Annotated in this window: 25 protein-coding genes; 11 read left to right on the top strand and 14 right to left on the bottom strand. The window is 40.3% G+C overall.

Features of this window, described 5'->3' with window-relative positions; genetic code table 11:
• Nucleotides 1–216 precede the first annotated feature (216 nt).
• Together QSJ46_RS02855 and QSJ46_RS02850 are read left to right on the top strand one after the other, a co-directional pair.
• Nucleotides 217–915: a VWA domain-containing protein gene (locus tag QSJ46_RS02855; RefSeq protein ID WP_039182096.1), complete on the top strand. Its 699-nt coding sequence runs from the start codon at nt 217–219 to the stop codon at nt 913–915.
• Between the two features lie 83 nt (nt 916–998).
• Nucleotides 999–1676 carry a VWA domain-containing protein gene (locus QSJ46_RS02850; protein WP_285604254.1) on the top strand — a complete coding sequence of 226 codons (678 nt, stop codon included), beginning with the start codon at nt 999–1001 and terminating at the stop codon, nt 1674–1676.
• A gap of 50 nt (nt 1677–1726) precedes the next feature.
• Here the strand turns inward: QSJ46_RS02850 and QSJ46_RS02845 are convergent, their stop codons facing one another.
• Nucleotides 1727–4075 carry an FdhF/YdeP family oxidoreductase gene (locus QSJ46_RS02845; RefSeq protein WP_047202545.1) on the bottom strand — a complete coding sequence of 783 codons (2349 nt, stop codon included), beginning with the start codon at nt 4073–4075 and terminating at the stop codon, nt 1727–1729.
• Between the two features lie 82 nt (nt 4076–4157).
• On the bottom strand, nt 4158–5423 hold the full coding sequence (locus QSJ46_RS02840) for an L-lactate MFS transporter (protein ID WP_047202544.1): 1266 nt from the start codon (nt 5421–5423) through the stop codon (nt 4158–4160).
• 134 nt (nt 5424–5557) lie between these two features.
• On the opposite strand from QSJ46_RS02840, the gene fdhD reads away from it, so the two are divergent.
• Nucleotides 5558–6346 carry a formate dehydrogenase accessory sulfurtransferase FdhD gene (fdhD, locus tag QSJ46_RS02835; protein WP_047202543.1) on the top strand — a complete coding sequence of 263 codons (789 nt, stop codon included), beginning with the start codon at nt 5558–5560 and terminating at the stop codon, nt 6344–6346.
• A gap of 10 nt (nt 6347–6356) precedes the next feature.
• Nucleotides 6357–7364, top strand: a complete 1008-nt coding sequence (gene moaA, locus QSJ46_RS02830; protein ID WP_285604253.1) for a GTP 3',8-cyclase MoaA — start codon at nt 6357–6359, stop codon at nt 7362–7364.
• Nucleotides 7365–7618: 254 nt separating this feature from the next.
• Here the strand turns inward: moaA and rpsN are convergent, their stop codons facing one another.
• The 4 genes from rpsN to QSJ46_RS02810 form a co-directional block, all read right to left on the bottom strand.
• Nucleotides 7619–7888 (bottom strand): 30S ribosomal protein S14, encoded by a 270-nt coding sequence (gene rpsN, locus QSJ46_RS02825; RefSeq protein ID WP_025093900.1) that lies wholly within the window; start codon nt 7886–7888, stop codon nt 7619–7621.
• Between the two features lie 16 nt (nt 7889–7904).
• The gene (locus tag QSJ46_RS02820; RefSeq protein WP_047202541.1) at nt 7905–9101 is read right to left on the bottom strand and encodes a GTP-binding protein; all 1197 of its coding nucleotides are present in this window, start codon (nt 9099–9101) and stop codon (nt 7905–7907) included.
• 81 nt (nt 9102–9182) lie between these two features.
• Entirely contained in the window at nt 9183–9332 is a 150-nt protein-coding gene (gene rpmG, locus QSJ46_RS02815) for a 50S ribosomal protein L33 (RefSeq protein WP_003214771.1), read from the bottom strand.
• A gap of 144 nt (nt 9333–9476) precedes the next feature.
• Nucleotides 9477–9899: a DUF5362 family protein gene (locus QSJ46_RS02810; protein WP_039182073.1), complete on the bottom strand. Its 423-nt coding sequence runs from the start codon at nt 9897–9899 to the stop codon at nt 9477–9479.
• Between the two features lie 297 nt (nt 9900–10196).
• Between QSJ46_RS02810 and QSJ46_RS02805 the strand changes: the two genes are divergently transcribed.
• Both QSJ46_RS02805 and QSJ46_RS02800 read left to right on the top strand, forming a co-directional pair.
• Nucleotides 10197–10391: a hypothetical protein gene (locus QSJ46_RS02805; RefSeq protein ID WP_073978875.1), complete on the top strand. Its 195-nt coding sequence runs from the start codon at nt 10197–10199 to the stop codon at nt 10389–10391.
• A 33-nt stretch (nt 10392–10424) separates the two neighbouring features.
• Nucleotides 10425–10820: a hypothetical protein gene (locus tag QSJ46_RS02800; RefSeq protein WP_285604252.1), complete on the top strand. Its 396-nt coding sequence runs from the start codon at nt 10425–10427 to the stop codon at nt 10818–10820.
• Between the two features lie 46 nt (nt 10821–10866).
• On the opposite strand, the gene QSJ46_RS02795 is transcribed toward QSJ46_RS02800, so the two are convergent.
• The gene (locus QSJ46_RS02795; RefSeq protein ID WP_107162947.1) at nt 10867–11376 is read right to left on the bottom strand and encodes a thioredoxin domain-containing protein; all 510 of its coding nucleotides are present in this window, start codon (nt 11374–11376) and stop codon (nt 10867–10869) included.
• 98 nt (nt 11377–11474) lie between these two features.
• On the opposite strand from QSJ46_RS02795, the gene QSJ46_RS02790 reads away from it, so the two are divergent.
• From QSJ46_RS02790 to QSJ46_RS02780, 3 genes are read left to right on the top strand one after another with little or no spacing between them, the layout of a single operon-like run.
• Nucleotides 11475–13274, top strand: a complete 1800-nt coding sequence (locus QSJ46_RS02790) for an ABC transporter ATP-binding protein (RefSeq protein ID WP_285604251.1) — start codon at nt 11475–11477, stop codon at nt 13272–13274.
• Nucleotide 13275: 1 nt separating this feature from the next.
• Entirely contained in the window at nt 13276–13833 is a 558-nt protein-coding gene (locus QSJ46_RS02785) for a MauE/DoxX family redox-associated membrane protein (protein ID WP_285604250.1), read from the top strand.
• Entirely contained in the window at nt 13830–14360 is a 531-nt protein-coding gene (locus tag QSJ46_RS02780; RefSeq protein ID WP_047202535.1) for a TlpA family protein disulfide reductase, read from the top strand. Before QSJ46_RS02785 ends, QSJ46_RS02780 begins: the two co-directional genes overlap by 4 nt.
• A 32-nt stretch (nt 14361–14392) precedes the next feature.
• Here QSJ46_RS02780 and QSJ46_RS02775 read toward each other — a convergent pair whose 3' ends face one another.
• Nucleotides 14393–14902, bottom strand: a complete 510-nt coding sequence (locus QSJ46_RS02775) for a GNAT family N-acetyltransferase (protein ID WP_047202534.1) — start codon at nt 14900–14902, stop codon at nt 14393–14395.
• 116 nt (nt 14903–15018) lie between these two features.
• Here QSJ46_RS02775 and spoIIQ point away from each other — a divergent pair, with 116 nt between their 5' ends.
• Complete coding sequence (gene spoIIQ / locus QSJ46_RS02770) at nt 15019–15915, top strand: stage II sporulation protein SpoIIQ (RefSeq protein ID WP_047202533.1); 897 nt, start codon at nt 15019–15021, stop codon at nt 15913–15915.
• Nucleotides 15916–16002: 87 nt separating this feature from the next.
• On the opposite strand, the gene QSJ46_RS02765 is transcribed toward spoIIQ, so the two are convergent.
• The 5 genes from QSJ46_RS02765 to QSJ46_RS02745 all read right to left on the bottom strand — a co-directional run bounded on the left by QSJ46_RS02765 (nt 16003) and on the right by QSJ46_RS02745 (nt 20127).
• Nucleotides 16003–16350, bottom strand: a complete 348-nt coding sequence (locus QSJ46_RS02765) for a P-II family nitrogen regulator (RefSeq protein ID WP_039182051.1) — start codon at nt 16348–16350, stop codon at nt 16003–16005.
• 18 nt (nt 16351–16368) lie between these two features.
• A complete protein-coding gene (locus QSJ46_RS02760) occupies nt 16369–17577 on the bottom strand; it encodes an ammonium transporter (RefSeq protein ID WP_285604249.1) in 1209 nt (402 codons plus the stop codon).
• Nucleotides 17578–17769: 192 nt separating this feature from the next.
• Complete coding sequence (locus QSJ46_RS02755; protein WP_212039620.1) at nt 17770–18510, bottom strand: amino acid ABC transporter ATP-binding protein; 741 nt, start codon at nt 18508–18510, stop codon at nt 17770–17772.
• A 10-nt stretch (nt 18511–18520) separates the two neighbouring features.
• Nucleotides 18521–19198 carry an amino acid ABC transporter permease gene (locus tag QSJ46_RS02750; protein ID WP_285604248.1) on the bottom strand — a complete coding sequence of 226 codons (678 nt, stop codon included), beginning with the start codon at nt 19196–19198 and terminating at the stop codon, nt 18521–18523.
• A gap of 41 nt (nt 19199–19239) precedes the next feature.
• Nucleotides 19240–20127 (bottom strand): transporter substrate-binding domain-containing protein, encoded by an 888-nt coding sequence (locus QSJ46_RS02745; protein WP_224929679.1) that lies wholly within the window; start codon nt 20125–20127, stop codon nt 19240–19242.
• A gap of 170 nt (nt 20128–20297) precedes the next feature.
• Between QSJ46_RS02745 and QSJ46_RS02740 the strand changes: the two genes are divergently transcribed.
• A complete protein-coding gene (locus QSJ46_RS02740) occupies nt 20298–21686 on the top strand; it encodes an MFS transporter (protein WP_285604247.1) in 1389 nt (462 codons plus the stop codon).
• A gap of 38 nt (nt 21687–21724) precedes the next feature.
• Here the strand turns inward: QSJ46_RS02740 and QSJ46_RS02735 are convergent, their stop codons facing one another.
• A complete protein-coding gene (locus tag QSJ46_RS02735; RefSeq protein ID WP_024423699.1) occupies nt 21725–22324 on the bottom strand; it encodes an undecaprenyl-diphosphatase in 600 nt (199 codons plus the stop codon).
• Between the last annotated feature and the right edge of the window lie 20 nt (nt 22325–22344).

Genomic DNA, 22344 nt, shown 5'->3' with positions numbered 1-22344 from the left:
TATGTCCCGATAAGAACTGATGGCCGATACAAAGCCCCTCAAAAGGAGGAGAAATCGAGAGGATAAAGGGTCTGTTAGGTGAAAATATCTAGACATCTGACAGAATTTTAGTGATTTTGATGAAAGAGAAAAAGGGACCGAGTCCTATACCATTCCAAGACAGAATATTTTACGATTAAGATGTTTCAATTAAATACATAAGGAGGAAGGAAAATTATGTTGAAAAAAGTATTCTCACTCGTAACCTTAGCTGTATTGACATTATCTATGTCAATCTCTTCACCAGTATTTGCAGAAGCATCTACAGTCAAAAAACATAATAAAGATGTAAGAGTCACAATCTTGCTTGATGCAAGTGGAAGCATGGCAAGAAAAGTTGAGGGAGAGCGCAAATTTGATCTCGCCAAACAAGAGGTATTTAAATTTGCTCAATCACTTCCAAAAGACGCTAAAATTCGTATGAGCTTGTTTGGTTCTGAAGGAAACAACAAAAATTCAGGTAAAGCTCAATCATGTGAAGTCATTAGAGGCGTTTACGGCGTACAGCCTTATGAAAAAGACAGCTTTGAAAACTCTTTAAACGGACTTGGGCCAAATGGCTGGACACCGATTGCACGTGCACTTGAAAATGCAAAGCAAGCGGATGAGCAGCTTACTGAAGGAACAAAGCATATTGTGTACTTAATCACTGATGGTGAAGAAACTTGTGGCGGAGATCCAGTAAAAGTAGCAAAAGAATTGCATAACTCAAAAGGATCAACTGTTGTAAATGTGATCGGGTTAGACTTTAACGATGGCTATGAAGGTCAATTGAAGCAAGTAGCCAAAGCTGGTAAAGGCCATTACTACCAAGCAAGCACTGGTAAAGAGATGGGTTCTATCTTATCAGCAGAATCATTAAAACTACACGAATAACTTGCTGAACAAAAGGGAAACGATTGATTCATGCTTTCGTTTCTCTTTTTCTGTACAAAAGTAAAAAATGGAGGTTTTTATTGATGAAAAGAAATATCATATTAACCATTTTGGCTAGTCTTGTCCTGCTTCTTTCTTCACCAGCTCATGCTGTAACAAAACAAGAGCCGCCTGCTCATGTGGTGATATTACTCGATTTAAGCGGCAGCATGGCACAATCAGTTGAAGGTGAAAAGAAAATCGATATCGCCAAACGATCTATTCAAAGCTTTGCGAGCATTTTATCAGAAGATACACAAGTTCTACTTCGTGTGTTTGGTCATGAAGGGACCAATAAAAATGCAGGGAAAGCCGTTTCTTGTTCAAGTTCTGAAGCCGTTTACGGATTTGGATCATATGAGCCATCAACATTTCAGCAGGCACTAAATGTGTATAAGCCAACTGGCTGGACACCACTTGCAAAAGCATTAACTGATACGAAACAAGATTTTGAAGATCACCAGGCTGAAGGGAAAAATATTGTTTATGTTGTCAGTGATGGTGAAGAAACTTGTGGTGGAAGCCCTTCACAAGCAGCAAAGGAATTACATGAAGAAGGAATAGATACAATTGTCAATATCATTGGCTTCGACGTAAATGAAAAAGAAGTAAAAAGTTTAAAATCTGTTGCAAAAGCGGGTGGAGGACAGTATCAACCGGCTGCAAATGCCGAAGAATTGAACCGCATTCTTCAACAAGAAGCGAGCGCTTTTGGTCAGTAGAGAGTGAATGGCAGCTGGGGAAACAACCCCAGCTGTTTTTAAGTTGACAATTAATTCAAAGTCGTTTCTAATTCATCAATTCGTTTCTCCACGTAATGCTGATCCTTTCTTGCATGGAAAGTTTCGGCTTTTTCTAATATGGCAGCCGTATTATACTCGGGAATCTGTGAGTAACTCTCATACACACCTTTAGGAATTAAAACGTTCCCTTCCGGCCAATAAACTGCGATATTGCCACGTCTTAACTCTCCGAATTGAGCCACTCCTTGATAGGATCCATATTGATTAAAGAGAACAACTGGATCACCTTCTTGGACATAAAGCTCTTTTGCATCTTCTTCATTCATTAGGATAGAATGACGTTTTCCACCATTAAAGGCATCCTTTTCACTGTAGATCATGGAGTTGAATTGCTTTCCTCTTCTTGTCGTGATATTGAAATGTCCTTCGGTTTTTCGATATTGAGGCAGCTGAGCAGGAAGCAGATGCCCCTTTCCGTCTGGCGTTGGACATACGCCATCTTCACAAAGCCAAGCGCCTCCCCATTGAAACACGTCTCCCTTATGCCGTAAATGCTGGATGCCATCATAGTTTCGATTGGCCATCGCTATCTCACGACGAATGTCTTCAGCTGTTTCAAAATGAATCAGCTCGGCATCTTCTGGGCGGACCCTTTTCGCAAGATCAACATAAATGTCCCATTCTGCTCTGGCTTCCTCAATACGAGGTCCTTCAATTTCTGGACTGAAATATACCATGCGTTCTGTACTGGTTGATGTGCCGCCGCCTGGTTGTTCATATCTTGTCATAGCAGGCAGCACAATTACCGCCTCTTCAGCGTCTACCAGCGTAGAGGTATTCAAAATGATATCTTGGTGGACACGGAGTTCAAGTTCAGATAATGCTTTTTCAATCGCTTCTGGGTTTGGCATCGTTTCTAAAAAGTTTCCACCACTCGTAAACAGCATTTTGAGTTTTTGTGGATGATCTTTTGGGAGAGCCATCTTCTCAAAGGATTGCCCAATGGTGTCACCATGCCATTTAGGAATGTCAAATCCCCATATATGTTCGATTCTTTCAATATTCTCTTCATCAAAATCACTTCCCGGCAAAACAAATGGATCAGCGCCCATTTCACCGGAACCTTGGACGCCGCTATGCCCCCGAATTGGCATGACACCACAATGTTTTCTGCCAATGAATCCTCGCAGCATGGCAAGGTTGGCAACCTGTGATATATTATCAGTTGCAAAGCGGTGCTGAGTAAGGCCCATACTCCAAATAAAAACACCTGAATTAGCATTGGCAAGCAGTGTTGCAAAATCCTTCATTCTTTCTTTTGATAAACCTGATGATGCTTCTAGGTCCTCCCACTTCAACTGTGCGACGTGCTGTTTTAAATCCTGTATGCCTGTTGTATGGTTTTGAATAAATTCGTGATCAAGAGCTGAATGAGGAGCATGCTGCTCCATGTCAAACCAATGCTTGATGACGCCATTCATAAATGCAATATCTCCGCCTATATTGACTTGGTAAAAATCATCCGCAATTTTTGTCCCGAATAAAGCACTCTCTGGAATAGAAGGAACCCAGTACTTTTCCATGGCAGGCTCTTTATACGGATTGATGACAATAATTTTTGTCCCTTTCTTTTTAGCAGCGTACATGTATTTAGTGGAAACAGGCTGATTGTTTGCTGCGACAGATCCCCAAAAAATTAATACATCCGTTCCAATCCAATCACTGTAATTACAGCTGGAAGCACCGATGCCAAGGGACCGTTTAAGAGCGGTTTTACTTGGTGAATGGCAAATGCGAGAAGCATTATCAATATGATTGGTCCCTATAAATCGAGCTGCCTTTGCAGCGGTATAATAAACTTCATTTGTAATTCCTCTGGCGGTTAAATAGAAAGCAAGCTGCCGTTTATCAATTGATTGAATTTTAGCTGCGATTTGATCTAGTGCATTATCCCAAGAAATACGTGTAAAGGCATTGTCACCTTTTTTTCGGAGCAATGGATAAGGAATTCGCCCAAGCTTGCGAAGAGAGGTACTGTCCATTTGCTTTAGCTGATGAATATCTTCAAACCATTTTGGATCAATAGCTGGCATTGTGTTAAGACGAAGTACATTTAGTCTTGTAGTGCATATATGGGGTCCTGCGAGCGTTTGATCATACAGTCCTGAGACGCCAAGGGCACAGCCGTCACAAACGCCCTGCGTTAAAATACGGTACGCGTAGGGAAGGTTATCTTTGTTCTCCCATGCTACTTTCATCGTATCTCGAATGTGTTTCGGTTTCACTTTGCCAAGCCCCATTGGTGCAAAAGAGGCCCATAGCTTTGGTGAGGGTTTTTTATTGAGTTTAACAGGCCCCTTATGTTTAGTTTTCCCCATGAGATCATCACCCTCCTATTACTTTGTAAAGCGTTTTCATATCTAAAAATTACCTTTAGATTGTGATTCTGTCAAATTCAAATTAAGGTCGGGCTGAGACAGAGGAAGCAGCAGGTGGGCTTGTTTCTCTCAGCTGCTGAATATCCTTCCGAATAAGAAGTGATATGATAAAAGCGATGAAAAATAAGCCAGAGAACACCATAAGACTCTGTGTGTAATTACCTGTTATATCTCGGATGAAGGATGAAAATAGGGGTCCTGCTAAACCCGCAGCGGCCCAAGCCGTCAGAATATAACCGTGTATGGCACCAAGCTGCTTTGTACCAAACAAATCCCCAATATAGGCTGGAATTGAAGCAAATCCTCCTCCATAGCATGTATAAATGATCGCCATGACGATTGAAAAGATAAGCGGTTCTTTTAAATAGGGGAGTAAAGGAAAAGCAATGAGCTGGATACTGAAAAAAATCGTGTACGTATTCGGTCTTCCTATATAATCTGAGAACGATGCCCAGCCAATTCGTCCTAACCCATTAAAGGCACCTAAAATGCCCACAAGAGTAGCGGCAGCACCTGCAGTGAACCCAACACTTTCTTGAGCAAGAGGTGACGCTACTGAAATAATAGCAATTCCGCAAGTGATATTAATAAAAAGCATAAGCCACAAATAATAAAAACGTCTTGTCTTGATCGCTTCATTTGCTGTAAGCTGTGATAAATCTTGAGGAATTTTTCTTTGCTTTGTTTTGAATGCGTCAAATTGCTTGACGTCATCAGGTGTTGGTGGTGATAAATAAAGAGATGAGATCACCATGATGATAAAATAGGAGATTCCAAGAATATAAAAAGTATTTGCGATATTCACTTTTTCAATGAGAAATTGAATAATTGGGCTACAAATAAGAGAAGCAAATCCAAACCCCATAATGGCTAATCCGGTTGCAAGCCCTCTTCGATCCGGGAACCATTTGACTAGAGTTGATACAGGTGCAATATAGCCTACACCTAAACCTATTCCAGCGAGTACACCATAAAATAAATAGAGGAGAGGCAGTGAGGACATGTGGACAGCGAATCCTGATCCAGTCATTCCGATGCCGAAGAAAATAGCTGAGAAGAGCCCTGATGCCTTTGGACCGTACCTTTCAACGAAATGTCCCATGAAAGCAGCAGATAAACCTAAAAATAAAATAGCAATACTGAAGGTGAGACTGATTTCTGTTAATGACCACTGAAAGGCTTCATGTAAAGGATTCGTAAAAACACTCCAAGCATAAACGGACCCAATAGATAAATGAATTCCTACAGCACTTGTTGCAATGAGCCAGCGATTTTTCGATTTGTTCATTTTGTTCCCCCCATATAAAGCAATCAAGAAGTTTGATAAGATAGAAATATGTTACATTTTCATGACTTTTTAAAATAATATCACAATTTGATTGGATCATATAACTAAATTTGCATTGAAAGGAAGATCATACAATGAATCCTTCTGTTAAAAAGAAACGAGTCATACACCAATACCGTGAAGGCCAGTTTACATGCAAATCTGATGAAATTGTAGAAGAATTTCCTTTAACTGTGATGGTGAATGGAGAAGAATTTGTGACACTTGTTTGTTCACCAGAGCACCTGAAAGAATTGGTTATCGGCTTTTTGGCTTCAGAAGGGGTCATTCGATTTGAAAATGAGATTAAAAGGTTTACAATAGATGAAAGTATGGGTTTTGCCTATGTTGATTTAGTTCACTCAAGTGGATTTGATTCATCAGATTTTACAAAACGAGTGATTGGTTCATGCTGCGGGAAAGGAAGACACTTTTATTTTCTTCAAGATGTGAAGACGGCAAAAACAGCCATTGATCGAATTAGTATTTCTGCTGAAACCTGTATGCATCTCATGAAATGTTTGCAAGAAGAAAGTCAATTATTTCAACATACTGGCGGAGTGCATAATGCTGGACTGTGTGACACAGAGAAGCTATTCATCACTAGAACTGATATAGGAAGACATAATGCTTTAGATAAAATTTATGGATATTGTTTACTCCAGCGAATCCCACTTAGAGATAAAATTCTTGTGTTTAGCGGCCGGATATCGTCAGAAGTTCTATTGAAGGCAGCAAAACTAGGAGTCTCTATCGTCATTTCAAAATCAGCACCTACTGAGCTAGCGCTTCAAATGGCAGAAGAATTAAATATTACGACAGTTGGATTCGTCAGAGGAAAATCCTTTAATATTTACACTCATCCTCAGCGTATTACAGAATAGGAGGCAAAGTATGGACAGTATTTTAGATAAAAGACATCGACCATTGCGCGATTTAAGAATATCAGTAACTGATCGCTGTAACTTTAGATGTACGTACTGTATGCCTGCTGAAATTTTTGGACCAGATTATCCTTTCTTGAAAAAAGAAGAACTGCTTACTTTCGAAGAAATTGAACGACTTGCTACCCTTTTTGTAAAGAATCTAGGTGTGGTAAAAATACGCATCACGGGCGGGGAACCTTTAATGCGGAAGGATCTGCCTGTCTTAATAGAAAAGCTCGCAAAAATTCCAGGGATTGAAGACATTGCGATGACAACCAATGGAACGCTTTTACCTTTATATGCTGATCAGTTAAAGAGAGCTGGTCTTAATAGAGTCACCATTAGTTTAGATTCATTAAATCCCGATCGTTTTAAGCAAATGAACGGAAGGCACATTTCTATCCAAAAAGTGTTTGATGGCATTGAGGCGGCAAAAAAGGCTGGACTTGCTATCAAGATTAATATGGTTGTTCAAAAAGGTGTGAATGATCAGGATGTCCTACCAATGGCGGCTTACTTTAGAAAAGAAGGACACGTTCTCAGGTTTATCGAGTTTATGGATGTCGGTAATACGAATAAATGGAATCTAGAACGTGTCATGACAAAGAATGAAATAATTGAATTAATTGATTCAACATATCCTATCAAACCTGAACCTCCTCAATATACAGGTGAAGTAGCCAACCGATTTTTTTACAAAGATGGTTCAGGAGAGATAGGCATTATTTCTTCCGTTTCAGATGCTTTTTGCGGAACATGTAACAGAGCAAGGCTATCTGCACGCGGGGAATTGTTTACATGTCTGTTTGCATCATCGGGTTTTGATCTGAAACGGATGATTCGTACGACAAAAGATAATGAAGAGTTAGCAAACTTGTTAAAGGAACTATGGTCGAATAGACATGATCAATATTCAGCTGAGAGAGAGCAGACAAAAGATCAGAAAAAGGTTGAAATGTCATATATCGGTGGATAATGACAACAAAGTATCATGATCAGGTATTTTTGAAAAGAAGGAAAAATGGCATAATCATTGTTGAAAATCCTTTTTTGAGAAAAGGTTATTTTATCTTATGAACTCATTCAGTATAAAAAACCAGCAGAATCTCTGCTGGTTTTTAAATGCCTATTTTGAACTTCAAAAAGCATGAGATAAGACTTGAAAATAGATTTTTCATCCTTTTGTGCCGCTTTACTTTTCCGAGTGCTGTGATAAGATCAAATCATTCTTTACCAGCTCGATTTTTTCACCCCAGGGATATGACCCTTATAGGCAAGTTCACGAAAAGCAATCCTAGACATTTTGAATTTCCTTAAGTAACCTCTTGGACGGCCGGTTAATTCACAACGGTTTTTTAAGCGGGTAGGGGAAGAGTCTCTAGGTAATTTCCGTAAAGCTTCATAGTCACCTTTTTCTTTTAACTCTTTCCTTAATTCTGCATATTTCAATACAAGCTGCTGTCGTTTTTTTTCTTTAGCAATCTTAGATTTCTTTGCCAATTAAAACCCTCCTGGCCTAATTTTGTATTTTCCATTGAAAGGGATCTTCAAATGTAGTCCAATCTTGATCAAATTCCTCAGGTGTGAGCAAGCATTGATCAAGAGTGCGAATAATTTCTGCTTTAGGCAAATCCACACCGATAAACACAAGTTTTGTATGACGATCACCAAACTCTGCATCCCACTCATCTAGAAGCTCTGGTTCCTGATTTAATATCCGTGTTTTTTCTTGCTCAGGCAAAGCAGCAATCCAGTATGCAATTGGTTCAATCGCAACAGATTTCCCAGCTTGTGAAATTAAAATGGTTAAATCATGATGTGTGGCAAGCCAAGTAAAACCTTTCGCACGAACGACCTGCTCAGGCATCTGATCTAACCAATTATTCAGCCTGCCTGTATGAAAAGGGAGTCTTCTTTCGTAAACAAAGGATGAAATTTGGTATTCTTCTGTTTCCGGCGTATGCTGAGCATGTCCTGCGTTAATCTCTTTGATCCATCCAGCAGAAGCGCTTGATTTTTCAAAGTCGAATAAACCAGTATTCAAAATGTCATCTGGCTGTACTTTACCTTGTGAGGTTCTGATGATAGATGCTTCTGGTTGTAGTTTGTTCAGAACATGCTCAAGTCGATCTAACTCTGAGGGCGATACTAGATCACATTTATTGATAATGAGCACGTCACAAAATTCAATTTGATCAATGAGTAAATCTGAAATTTCTCGTTCGTCGTCATCGGAAACCGCTTCTTTACGATCTAATAAACTCTCTCCTGACTGGAAATCAGTCCAGAAGCGATTTGCATCTACTACTGTGACCATCGTATCTAGACGGCAAAAGCGGGTCAAATCTATGCCCATTTCTTCATCAATATAAGAAAACGTTTGAGCGACGGGAATTGGTTCACTAATTCCGGTTGATTCAATGACAATATAATCGATATTACCTGCCTTACAAAGGCGTTCTACTTCGATTAACAAGTCTTCTCGCAAAGTGCAGCAAATACAACCGTTAGATAATTCAACTAGTTTCTCATCTGATCGAGAAAGCTCACCGCCTTGTTTGACTAGTTCTGCATCAATATTAATTTCGCTCATGTCATTGACGATCACAGCCACTTTTAATCCTTTGCGATTTTGAAGAACATGATTTAATATCGTTGTTTTTCCTGCTCCTAAAAAGCCGCTTAATACTGTAACAGGTATACGCTTATTCATTTGTTTTTGTCCTTTTGAAAACGATCATTTTGTTTTCCGCCTCACTTAAAAAGTAATCATTACGATTTATGATCTAAAAAATTATTTTGTTTCTCTATGAAGGGTATATTTCTTTAATCGAGGAGAATATTTTTTTAACTCCAATCGGTCGGGATTCGTTCTTTTATTTTTTGTTGTGATGTAGTTTCTGTCACCTGTTTCAGTACAGGCTAACGTAATTTTCACGCGCATAAGTAATAGGATCCTCCTTTAATTCGTAATAGTTACGATTTGTATTTTAAAATGAACAAGACTGAATGTCAAGCATAGGGGGATAATCCAAGCCAAATGATAAAAACAAAAGGGGTATCGAACGACCATTGATACCCCACTCCATTAATAAAAGTCACCGAGTTCTTGTTCGTAATCACCTTCATACTGCTGGACATCATAAGGAATTTCTTGGAGGAAGGCTAACCCGCCTAGTATAAGCATCAAAACAATGGCAATGAATGAAAGAATAACTGCGGCAATACTTGAAATGGCAAACAGTGTCTGCATTTTCATCATCTTAGCGTATTGTTCTAATAATTCTTCGTAAGAAGTATCAGGAGCCTGAATCAATTGTTCAGCTGCTTTTACAGATTTTTGTACATGGATTCCCATCATAATGAGGAAGACGCCAAGGGCTGCAGGAAGAACAAGCCAAAAACCAATAAGAATAGCCAGACCGCCTGAAATATAGAGAAAGATACTACCAACCTTTCCCCACTTTACGATTGAATGAAGAGATTGAATGATTTTCTCAGTTTGTTGCATTGGTGTTCACTCCTTTATGTATTCACTCTTTATCATACTTGAGTAAGTAGTGCTTTAGGAAGAGTGAATGTTGATTAATGAAAATGTTTCTATCTTCACTTCACTATTTATGGATAAATAAATTATTTCCAAATAAGAAAAAAGTAACATTTACTATTAAAATTATCGACAAATTATGTCATAAACAAGATTGATAGTAAAAAATAATTAGTAAATTTATCAAAATATGTTGTTAGTTGTCTTGTAATTGGTTATTATTGTGTTGTATTACCATAAAAATTGGAAGGTGGAATTCATATGTTAGATCGTTTCTTAAACAAAATGACCAATGTTCAACCTGCAGCTGCAAGATGTATTTTGCAAAAATTAGTCACTTCATGTAAATCAGCACCGACTTGTTTCCTTCAAGGTGTTGGAACTTTCCGTTACTACGTGGATCGTGACACAGGTGAGATTTGTACTAGTCAAGAACGCGTTAGATGTGGCTGTTAAATTTAAGTATCTTATTTAATAGGATGTGAACGCATGAGCATATCTTCAATTTCATTCTTAACAAATGCTATGCAGACGTCAAATAGGCGTCAAGCGGGTCAATCATCAAATTCTTTTTTAACCCAAGCGGCTCAAATTGTTCAAGGTGACCATTCTCCAGAAGAGAGAAAGGCATTATTTCAACAACTTACTTTAGTTCAGCAAGGTAAAGATTTGGAACTTCATGTTTCTAAATTAAAGGAACTAGAGAAAGAGGCTCAAAAAGAGACGTCTTCTTCGTCTGTTACTGTGAATCATCATGGTGACCAAGTAGACATTTCAAACGAGGCACGGAGTGAGTTTGAACAAGCTGAGGAACAGGTTTCAGATGAAGCAAGTGAAGCTGCTGCAGGGGAAAAAGATCTAGATGTTCACTCAGATCTACAATAAAAAAATGAGGCATGTGTTTGATATTCTTCACATGCCTCATTTATCTTTATTTTGCAGATATCCTTGAATAAAGACCATCCGGAAAAGGTGCTGCATATGAGATGATTTCATCTTCTTCTACCATGATGTAATACGGAAATTCTTCAATTTGGAATGTGTCTATCATTTGTTCGTCCACTGGGATAATTCGCATGTTGGTTTTATTATCACGATATAATTCTTGATCCTCTGTTTGCCCATTCTTTAGCAAAATACTAAATGAAACGTCTAATTTACGCTGCTTTTTCGTTTCTAGGAATTGTTCAAGTGATGGAATGCAATGCGGACATGATGTATCAGTGAAAATAAGCAGCTGCTGCTTACTGTTGGTTTGCAGTAAATCATTTACTGGAATAGGTGATGGTTTTTCAAGCAGCGGATGCACTAGTTTTTGTCCAACATGCTGTATCGGTAAGATGATCAGTTCCATTTGTTGTTTTAAATAGATGATGACTCCGATCGTTAATAATAGGCTGCAAAGAATAAGAGTGAGCTGTAAAAGTAAGATTGAATTCATCGTATATCGTCCTCTCAGAGTGAAGTTACGCAAAGCTATCATAATACAAATATCAAAAATATGTCAATTATACTAAATGGTGTAAGGTGGAGCGTTTGATGAGTACAGTGAACCATTGTCTATATGCAATCTCCTATACTTGGAAAAGAAGTCGATCTTATCTTCTTCTTACCTTATTGATCCAAGTGATCGTTGGTTTTATGCCTTTGGCTAGTGTCTGGATTATTCAAACTTTGATTAATGAAATTATTTTATTCATGACGTCTTCAGGAGACATTCAAAAGGTTTTGTGGTTATTTGGACTGCAAATGGTCATTGTGGTTTTAGGATATGGGCTTCAATTCGTTCTTCAGCTTAGCCAGCAGAAAGCGACAAATTTGATTGGTCTGCATTTGAAGGGTGAATTGCTTCAAAAGGCGATCAGGCTGCCGTTTATTACATTTGAACACCCGTCTTTTTACAATGAAAGTCAACGTGTGATGAACAGTCATCAGCATGTTCTGAGTATGGTTAGAAGTATCTTTACAATCATGAGCGCATTGATTACTGTTGTATCACTTCTTATCTATATGATCGGTATCCATTGGGGCTTGGCGGTTATTCTGATCGTGTTTACCCTGCCTGTCTTATGGATTGAGCTTTTCTTTGGAGGAGCGCGTTATCAATTAAACCGCATGTTAACTGCCAATGACCGCAGAGAAATGTATGTGTCCGATCTTGTCGCGCAACGAGATTCATTGAAGGAAATCCGTTTATATGGAATCGGGAATTATCTTCTTCAGAAATGGAAAGGTCATTATGTAAAAAGTGCAGATGAAAAATATAAACTGCTTAAGCGGCAAGTTCGCTGGGAGATGGCGGGCGGGTTGCTTATGACATTTTCCTATGTATGCTGCGGTCTTTTTATTGTCTTTCTTATTTTTCAAAAAAAATTAGCTGCCGGGACATTTGTCGCTGTGCTGCAAGCGGTGCAAAACATCCAAAGTGGTTTTCAGGACTTAACAAGAGAATGTTCTAGTTTATATGAAACAAGTCTTTATGTTGATGAAATGAGAGCTTTTCAAAAGAGAGAAGAAGAAATTCATGAGCAGACAGAAGAAGGGGCATCGCTTCAGAAGATCGAGTCTATTCAGTCCATTACACTTGAAAATCTCTCATTTACTTATCCGAATATGAAAACACCTGCCATTGAACATATACATTTTCATATCAATAAAGGTGAACGTATTGCATTGGTGGGGGATAACGGATCAGGTAAAACCACCTTGATCAAATGTTTGACCGGTTTATATGATCCAGATCAGCCGAATATGCAAAAAGTCAACGGTGAGTCTATTTCTACCATTCATAAAAAGTCATACCATGCGAGAATGGCTGTTCTTTTTCAAGATTTTATGAAGTACGAGTTCACTGTGAAAGAAAACATCGGGTTTGGCCGTATTGATCATATGGACGAGGAAGAGCGGATGATCTCAGCTGCACGGCAAGCAGGCATAGAGAAAAGAATTCATCAAATGGAAGAAATGTATGATGCACAGCTTGGACGGTTTTTTGAAGAAGGACATGAACTGTCTGGCGGACAATGGCAAAAGCTCGCGATGGCTAGAACCTTCTTTAGAGAGAGTGATTTTATCATTTTAGATGAACCGACTTCTGCTCTTGATCCACTCTCGGAAATTTCACTCATTCGAAAGCTATTCGATCACACGCAGGATCAGGGTGTCTTGTTTATCACACATCGAATGGGAGCGGCCCGTTTAGCAGACCGTATAATCGTAATGAAAGATGGTGCTTTCGTTGAAGAGGGGAACCATAATGAACTGATGGTGTTGAACGGAGAGTACAAAAGGCTTTACGAGGCACAATCTCAATTATTTCAACAAAAGGAGATGGCGTAAGGTGAGTGTCTTTTATTATATAGGTGTCTATTTACTAGGGATCATTTTTGCGGGTGCATGGTTTGATAAAGTGAAAAAACAGACGGCACATATGCAGCAGATGGATGCTTATCAGCTGCTGCCTCCTTCTTTCACGGCACCCATGTTTTATTTGTTTTTAACTGCTGAATTGGTTTGTACTGGTTATCTGTTCATATGGCACATGACTCTTTTACCTGCGATTGGTCTTACAGCACTTTTATGTATTTATACTGGAGCAGTGACCTTCAATTTATTGAGAGGATATCGTGATATTTCTTGCGGCTGTGGTGGACTGCTTGATAATGAACGCCTTCACTGGGGAATTGTGATTCGCAATGTGTCGATGCTGGCTCTTGTGATCGGATTGTTTTATGTGCATTCCTATGCAGAAACCATTCCATGGCAATATAACATCATTTGTTTTCTCATTGCCGTGGCTGTCTCTTTCATGATAGCGGTGGGTCAAGAAGTCTTAATGTTTCAAAGAAAATGGATCAATCAATTTGAATTATTTATAGAAGGAGACGATGTGAAATGACAGATATTCTATTGATTATTGTGTTATTCATTGTCATTGCTCAGCTGGCTGTGATATTTTTGCTCGCCCGTTTTATCGGAAAATTTATGAATAAAATTAAAACCCTTGATGGAATTGAATTAAAGGAAGCAGATGTGGGGGATCCTGCACCGTTATTTCGAAGCTATTCCCATTTAGGGGAGAAGGTCATTTTGAAGGAATATTTTCAAAGTGGGAGTGCTGTGATGCTGTTATTTGTGAATTCTACTTGTATGACGTGCAAAAGTATTTTGGCAGATCTGCAGCAGCAAATCGCTAGCGATGATACTCAATTCATTATTATTAATGGAGATGAGCAGGCGGATGATACGCCGATCCTTGAATTGCTGCCGTCCCAGGCTGTGTATACGCGTTCTTCACAAATTATGGAGCTGTATGGGGTAACGGTTGTTCCACAAGCAATTCTCATTGATGAACATGGTATCATTCTGCAAAGAAAATCTCTTCAAAATGCGAAACAGTTTGAACAGCTGTTACATGCGTCATAAAAAAGCGTCTCTTTGTCAGGGAGACGCTCGTTTTATAATTCTTTTCCTAGGATATCTAAATCGTATCTGCTGCCGTCCATTTCTGCGATGCGTGGCAGGTGGCCCCATGTCTCAAAGCCGTGCTTTTTAAATAGTCGAATGCTGGCTTCGTTGTGCCCGAAAATAAAGGCAAGTAACGTTCGAATGCCTAATGACGGTGCTAACTCAATGGCTTCTTGTAAGAAAAGTGAGCCTAAGCCTTTTCCACGATAGTCTTGGTTTAAATAGATACTCATTTCAACGGTCCCGTTGTATGCAGGTCTACCGTAAAATGTTTCAAAGCTCAGCCAGCCGTAGATAATTCCATCCTCATCTGTTTTCACATAGAGAGGTCTTTTTTCGGAATGATTCAAAAACCATTGTCGGCGGTCCTCAACAGAAACTGGTTCTGTATCAGCGGTCACTTCTCTTGAAGCAATGGTTGAATTGTAGATATCAACGATCGCTTTGAGGTCATCTTCTGTTGCAATGCGGTTGAAAGTTTTCACAATTAAGTCCCCCATCTTTTTTTCATTTATCATACATATTATTAATGCGATTGCGCAAAATAAAAAGAAAAATGATTTCGTGTGTATATATTTTTTGAAAAGTGTTCAGAATGTTGCTGAGGTGATGAAAAATGAGAGAGGAAGAAAAGAAACGTACTTCCAAAATCACAAAAGTTCAGCAATTTTTCCGTAAGCGCTGGGTATTCCCTGCTATTTACTTGGTCAGCGCAGCGGTCGTGTTAACAGCCGTTCTTTGGTATCAAGCTGTATCAAAAGATGTGAAAGACCAACTATCTGATGGAAATCAAACAGGGCAAGAACAGCGCGATGATGCTGTTGAAGTTGGAAAGCCAATTGAAAATGTCGCAATGCCGGTCCAGAATTCTGATAATGTTTCTGTCGTGAAAAAGTTCTATGAAGCAGATGCTGACCAAAAAGAAAAAGAAGCAGCACTTGTAAACTATAATAACACCTATACCTTGAGCAAAGGTATTGATCTTGCAGATAAAGATGGCAAAGTGTTTGATGTCACAGCTGCTCTTAGTGGAACAGTGGTTCAAGCGAAAAAAGATCCAGTTCTTGGTCATGTCGTTGAAATTGAACATGAAGATGGATTATCAACTGTCTATCAATCGTTGTCACAAGTGAGTGTCAAAGAAGGCGATGAAGTGAAGCAGAATGATGTCATTGGTGCTTCTGGTAAAAACCTATATGGCGCTGAAAGCGGCAACCATGTGCATTTTGAAATTCGTATGGAAGGTTTAGCGCTTAATCCGCTTAGCTTCATTGACAAGCCTGTTTCTACGATTGAAAAAGCAGCGCAAGAAGTGACGGAACAAGCAAAAGAACCTGCTCAGCCAAAGACTGAGGAAAAAACGAAGGAACCTGCTGCTGAAGATAAAGCCAAAGAGCCAGCTGGAGAAAAATCGGAAGAAAAGTCTGATGAGAAGGGGAAATCCTCTGATCAAGAAAAGTCTTCTGGTTCCTCTAAAGACAGCAGTCAGTCAGAAGAAACAAAACAATCTTAATGTCTTACAAGGTCCTCTGTGTATATAAAAATATGCAGAGGTTTTTTTCTGCTTAAAAAGATCCTCCGCCACTCGGCGGAGGATGAACTATAGGGCGGCAGGTCCTTCTTCACCTGTCCGAATGTTGATTGTATTCGCTATCTCATATATAAAAATTTTCCCATCCCCTGGTTCGCCTGTACGAAGTACCTTTTGAGCTGTTTCAACCACCTGTTCGACAGGTACTTTGCTTAGGACGATTTCGATCTTTAATCGTTCGTACACGTTGCTTTCTCTTTTGACACCGCGGTATAGCTCTGTATGTCCCTTTTGTAAGCCACAGCCGTGTACATTTGAAAAGGTAATCGAGGTGACACCAATCTTTCCAAGCTCCACCTTTAATGTTTCAAAATTAGCTGGACGTGTGACAATCTCCACTTTATACATTTTGCTCATAGAGACACCCCTTTTTCTTTAATCTTGATAAGCTTTTTCACCGTGCATGGTTAAATCAAGACCCACGGATTCTTCTTCTTCGGTTGCACGAATTTTGAAGAAGACATTGACCAACTTGATGATCACGTATGTCACAACGGCAACAAAAGCGTACGTGGCAACAATCGCGACCACTTGCTTCCAAAGTAAGCTGGGATCTCCGTAAAATAAGCCATTGGCTCCACCGTCATTGACAGAAGTTGTGGCGAAAAGTCCTGTTGCAATTCCTCCCCAAGTACCGCCAATTCCGTGAAGGCCGAATGCGTCTAGTGCGTCATCATAGCCAAATTTGGCTTTGAGTGAAAAGACGCCCCAGAAACAGACGATCCCGCCAATGAATCCTATAATAATAGAAGCAAACGGTGTAACAAAGCCTGCGGCAGGTGTAATGGCGACAAGACCTGCGATGGCTCCAGAGATCGCGCCGAGCATGGTTGGTTTTTTGTTGATCATCCACTCTACTAACAGCCAGCCGATGATTCCTGCAGCAGCGGCTGTATTGGTGTTAATAAAGGCAAACATGGCCACGCTGTCTAATGTAAGAGCACTCCCCACGTTAAAACCAAACCAGCCAAACCAGATGACAGCTCCGCCGAGAAGGGTGTAGATCAAGTTATGCGGAGAAGAGCTTGCTGCGTCTTTACGCTTCCCGAGCACAATCGCCACGACAAGACCTGCAACACCGGATGAGATGTGAACCACGTTTCCGCCTGCGAAGTCAAGCGCACCCATCTCGCCAATCCAACCGCCGCCCCATACCCAGTGTGCGACTGGAGCGTATACAAATGTGACCCAAAGGAGTGTAAATACAACGACTGCTGAGTAGCGAATCCGTTCAGCAAAGGCACCTGAAATGATGGCTGTTGTTAAGACGGCAAAGGTCATTTGGAACATCATGAACAATGAATGTGGAATCGTATCACTATAGGAACCTGGCGCAAAGCCTACGCCTTTCAGGCCCACCCAGTCTAAGCCTCCGATCCACGCGTTGCCTGGTGAAAATGCCAAGGAATAGCCGAATACGATCCATACGATTGAAACAATCGCTAGTGATGTTAAGCTGTGCATGGTCGTGCTTAACACGTTTTTACTTCTCACGAGTCCTCCGTAGAATAAAGCTAAACCCGGTGTCATTAACCACACGAGTAGTGTGCAGAAGAACATAAATACTGTATCACCCATTTGCATGCTGCATTCCCCCGAATCATTCAGAATTATTGTTTTCTTAATTCTTCATTATAGAGAGAAAAGTCATATATAACATATACATGTAAGTTTATCTGACATGGTTTTTTGGTTAAGTTCAATATAAATGGATGAAAAGTTCGTAAAAAATGAGCAAAAACGTCAGTTAAGCACTAATAATGAAGGGCGTTTGACCTATAAAATGGAGCTGAGAAACAGTTTTGTACGTTTCTCCCTAGGAGAATCAAACAATTCCGAAGGGACGCCTTCTTCGACGATGCGGCCCTCGTGCATGTAGACGACACGATCAGCAACTTCTTTCGCAAAGCCCATTTCATGTGTGACAATGACCATGGTCATGCCTTCTTTTGCGAGGCTTTTCATCGTTTGCAGTACCTCGCCTACAAGCTCTGGATCTAGGGCAGACGTAGGTTCGTCAAATAACATGACATCAGGCTTCATAGCGAGAGATCTGGCGATGGCTACACGCTGTTTTTGACCGCCTGATAGTTTAGAAGGATATACGTTGGCTTTATCCGCAAGTCCGACTTTTTCTAACAAGGCGCTGGCTTCGGCGATGGCTTGCGCTTTCTTTGTTTTTTTCACCATAATAGGTGCTTCAATGATATTTTCAAGAACAGTTTTGTGCGGAAAAAGATTAAAATGCTGAAACACCATTCCTATTTTTTGTCTCATTCCGTTCAATTGATCGCGCTTTGGATGAACAGGACTGCCATCGATGATGATATCTCCGTCATTTTTTATTTCTAAATAGTTCATACAGCGGAGCAGGGTGCTTTTTCCAGAACCGCTTGCTCCAATTAAGACGACCACATCATTTTCATATACGGTGAGATCGATATCTTTTAAAACATGAAGCTCTCCAAAGTATTTATTGAGTTTTTCAACACGAATGATTTCCTTTGATTCTGTCATGCTACTCCTCCTATTGGTCACTGGCTGATAATTTCTTCTCAAAGGTTTGGACAGCGAATGTTAACAGCAGGACAAGAACTAAGTAATAGACGGCTACAACAAGTAAATACGTCATATTATCAAAGCTGTTGGAGCCTTGCGTGGTGGCAACGTTAAATAGTTCATTCACACTAATAAAGGCGGCGAGTGATGAATCTTTTAAACCGATAATGAACTGGTTGCCAAGAGGGGGGAGGGCACGCCGCATCGCTTGTGGGAGAATGATGCGCCTCATGGTTAAAAAACGACCCATGCCAAGAGAGCGTCCTGCCTCTTTTTGCCCCTGATCGATGGATTGGATGGCGCCTCTAAATATTTCTGCGATATAGGCGCCATTATGAAAGGCGAGCGCAATGGAAGCAGCCCAGAAGTCGGGTATATTCAATTCGGTGAGACCGAAATATAGGATGAAAATTTGAACAACAAGTGGTGTTCCTCGTACAAGAAAGATATAACCATTGGCGATATAACTGAAAATGGCTACACGGGATATTTTCAATAAAGCAAAGAAGAGCCCGATGAACATACCGATGAAGATGCTGATCACCGTGAGCTGTAAGGTGATCAGCATTCCTTCTAAGAAAATGCCTCTAGAATCAATGAGTGTCTGAAAAAAATGTGATAAGGTAGGCAAAACAATCATCTCCATTTGAAGAAAGTGCGCCTATAAAAAGGCGCACAATCGTGGTTTTAATCTTGTTTGACCGTGATGTCTTCATCAAAGTACTTTTCGCTAATTTGTTTTAATGTTCCGTCTTTTTTTAATGCATCAATCGCATCGTTGATCTCTTCTATGAGCTGTTTATTTTCTTTTGATACAGCAATTGCCTGCTCGCTTTGTCCGAGTCTTTCCTGCGCTGTGATTTTCAATTTTTTCTTCATCGCTTCGGCACCTGTGGCGAAATCTGTCACGACTGCATCGTGTTTTCCGTTGGCTAGTGCTTCTAAGGCGACGACATCACTATCATAATATTTTGGTTCTTTCCCGCTATGATCCTTTGCAATATCAGCGTAGGACGATCCTTTTGATACAGCAATTTCTTTGTTTTTTAAGTCATCAGCATGTTGAATGTCTGCTCCAGGTCTTGTGAAAATTTGCGGACCAGAGTAGTAATAGGGCTTAGAAAAAAGGACGTGTTTTTTTCGTTCCTCATTGATGGTATGACTTGCAACTGCCGCATCAAATTTACCTGCTTTCACACCTTCGACAATGCCTGCGAATTTATATTTTTTCTGTATAGGCTCGAGGCCTAGTTTGTCACTAATCGCATTGCCTACGTCGATATCGAAGCCAGACATCTGATTTCCATCCATGTAACTAAACGGATGAAATTCACCTGATGCTGCAAAAATAAATTTTCCATCCTCCAAAATTGGCGACCCTTTCGCTGTAGAATTACGTTTATCTCCGTTCCCATTTGTTTCGTTTGAACCACACGAAGACAGAAGTAATACTGCAACCGAGAAAAGGGCTGGGACCCAAAACCGTCTTTTTTTAATAATAAGCTTCTCCTCCTTTTCAGCCGTTCTCCCTGTAAGGAGAAAGTAGGCTTTTAAATATGAAATGAATATTACCATCCCTTCCTCATATTCTCAATTTTATATGTGCTTTTCCAAATGCCGCCCTTTTTAAAATGTATGTCTAGCTTTTCCGAGAGAGAACTCGATTTGATAAGGGTAAAAAAGGGAATTGAATCTCATAATAACGGGAGGATGGGCAAAGAACATGCCAGAAAGAGGAGTAGTGTATGCACAAGTGGAAAGACAATCGAAAAGTTTTTTTAACCGCTATTGCCTTTGGAACGATGTTGAATCCACTGAATTCATCAATGATTTCTTTGGCCTTGCATCAAATTCAGCATGAATTCGGTTTGTCGTTTACGACAGTATCTTGGCTTATTTCTTCTTTTTATTTAGCTAGTGCAGTGACGCAGCCGGTGAGCGGCCGGATTGGGGATCATGTCATGAGCCGGAGAACCTTATTTTTATTCGGTCTCGTTCTTGTCGCAGTCTCTGCCATCTGTGCGCCGTTTGCCCCAACGTTTGTGGTGCTGATTGTGATCCGTCTGTTACAGGCGATTGGAAGCAGTGCCATTTATCCCTCTGGGGTCGGACTCATTCGGGATCATATTCAAGAAAGACAGGCTTCTGCGTTAGCGGTATTATCCATTTTTGCTTCAGCGATGACGGCACTTGGGCCGACGCTTGGCGGATTTCTAATGACCATTGGCGGCTGGCCGGCTATCTTTTTAGTGAATCTGCCGTTTATTTTGATCAGTTTCTTTCTCGGTCTATTTTTGTTTCCGAAGGAGCAGAAGAAGAGAAAGCTGAGCATAGGCGAAACCGTGCGAACACTCGATTTGCCAGGGATGCTTCTTTTTACTGTCTGCATTGTTCTCCTGCTTTCATTTTTATTATCACTCGGTGATGGCATTCAATATGTTCAAGGCATTCTTTGTCTCCTGAGTGCAGGCGCTTTTATTTGGTGGGAGTATCAGGTGGATGAACCGTTTATTCAAATTCGGATGTTCAGAGAAGAGCAGCGGCTGTCACTTGTGTATGTGCAATTTATCATCTTAAATATCTTTTTCTATTGTCTCTTTTTTGGTTTGCCCAGTTATTTTCAAGATGAGTTAGGCTGGCGTGTGGAGATGACGGGTCTTTTTATGCTGTGTATGTCAGGGGTGAGCATTATTGTGTCGCCTCTGACAGGAAAGTGGGTAGATCGCGGGGATGAACGCCATCCAGTTTTAGCGAGTGCAGTATTGATGCTGGCTGGAGCGTCTGCAATGACTTTCTTTTTTATTCCTGCGCCATTATGGGGGAAAGGATTGGTTCTAGCGCTGCTTGGACTCAGTTATGGAATTGGGAATGTTGCGCTTCAAGCTGCGATGCTCAAAGCAAGTCCTCAGCAAATGATTGGCACGTCCTCTGGACTTTTTCAAACATGCCGCTACCTTGGTTCCATTCTATCATCTGCTGTGCTTGGCATGCTCTTTGGGGATGAAATTGCTGGTTCTCATTTTGCGCAATTAGGCTGGACGCTTATCATCATTTCTCTTATTGGCATTGGTGTCAGTCTTTATTTTTCCAGTATGGTTAGAGGGAGACAGTCAATAAAAAAAGCGGCACGATAAGTGAGAGAAGAATCTTCATCACGTTATCGCAAAACCGCTTAAGAATTGGACAGGTCTGAGCCCTGATCCTTTGTCTTCCTTCTGAAAATTTTCCCCACAATTGTCTCGTAAAATGTCACGATACGATCAATAGGTGAGTCAAAGAACTTCCATAATTTATTCATGATAAAGACAACCACAATCGATACGACTAAGCTGCCTAAAACATCAAATGGATAATGGTGACCAACCCAGATGCGGGAGAATCCTGTGAGTAATCCAAAGACGAGCAAGATGTTGCCGAGCTTTTTATTACGGGATCGAATGGCTAATGAAAGAGCCAGTGCACCTGTTGTATGGTCACTTGGGAAGGAAGCGTCTGCTGAGTGCGGGATGAGTGTGTCGACTTTATGCGCCACAAACGGCCGCTCTTCATAATGAAACAATGTAATGGCAAAGTTGACGATAAGTGCTGCAATGCCTGTTACACCGGAAAAGAAGACATGCTTCTTAAATTTATGATTCCCTAAAAACCAGCAAATCAATAAGACAAGGGCATACACAAGTATGGCCTTTTTTGTAATGAAAATCATGGCCTGATCTAAAAACTCAGAATGGTGAGCCATCCCGTGTATGACTTTAAACAATTCGTAATTCAAAACATCACCTATACTTTCGC

The sequence above is a fragment of the Bacillus sp. YKCMOAS1 genome (assembly GCF_030268125.1).
In the GTDB taxonomy this organism is placed as follows: Bacteria; Bacillota; Bacilli; order Bacillales; family Bacillaceae; genus Bacillus; species Bacillus safensis.
The sequence above is the reverse complement of the archived record's forward strand: the minus strand, read 5'-3'. Positions and strand labels throughout refer to the sequence as shown.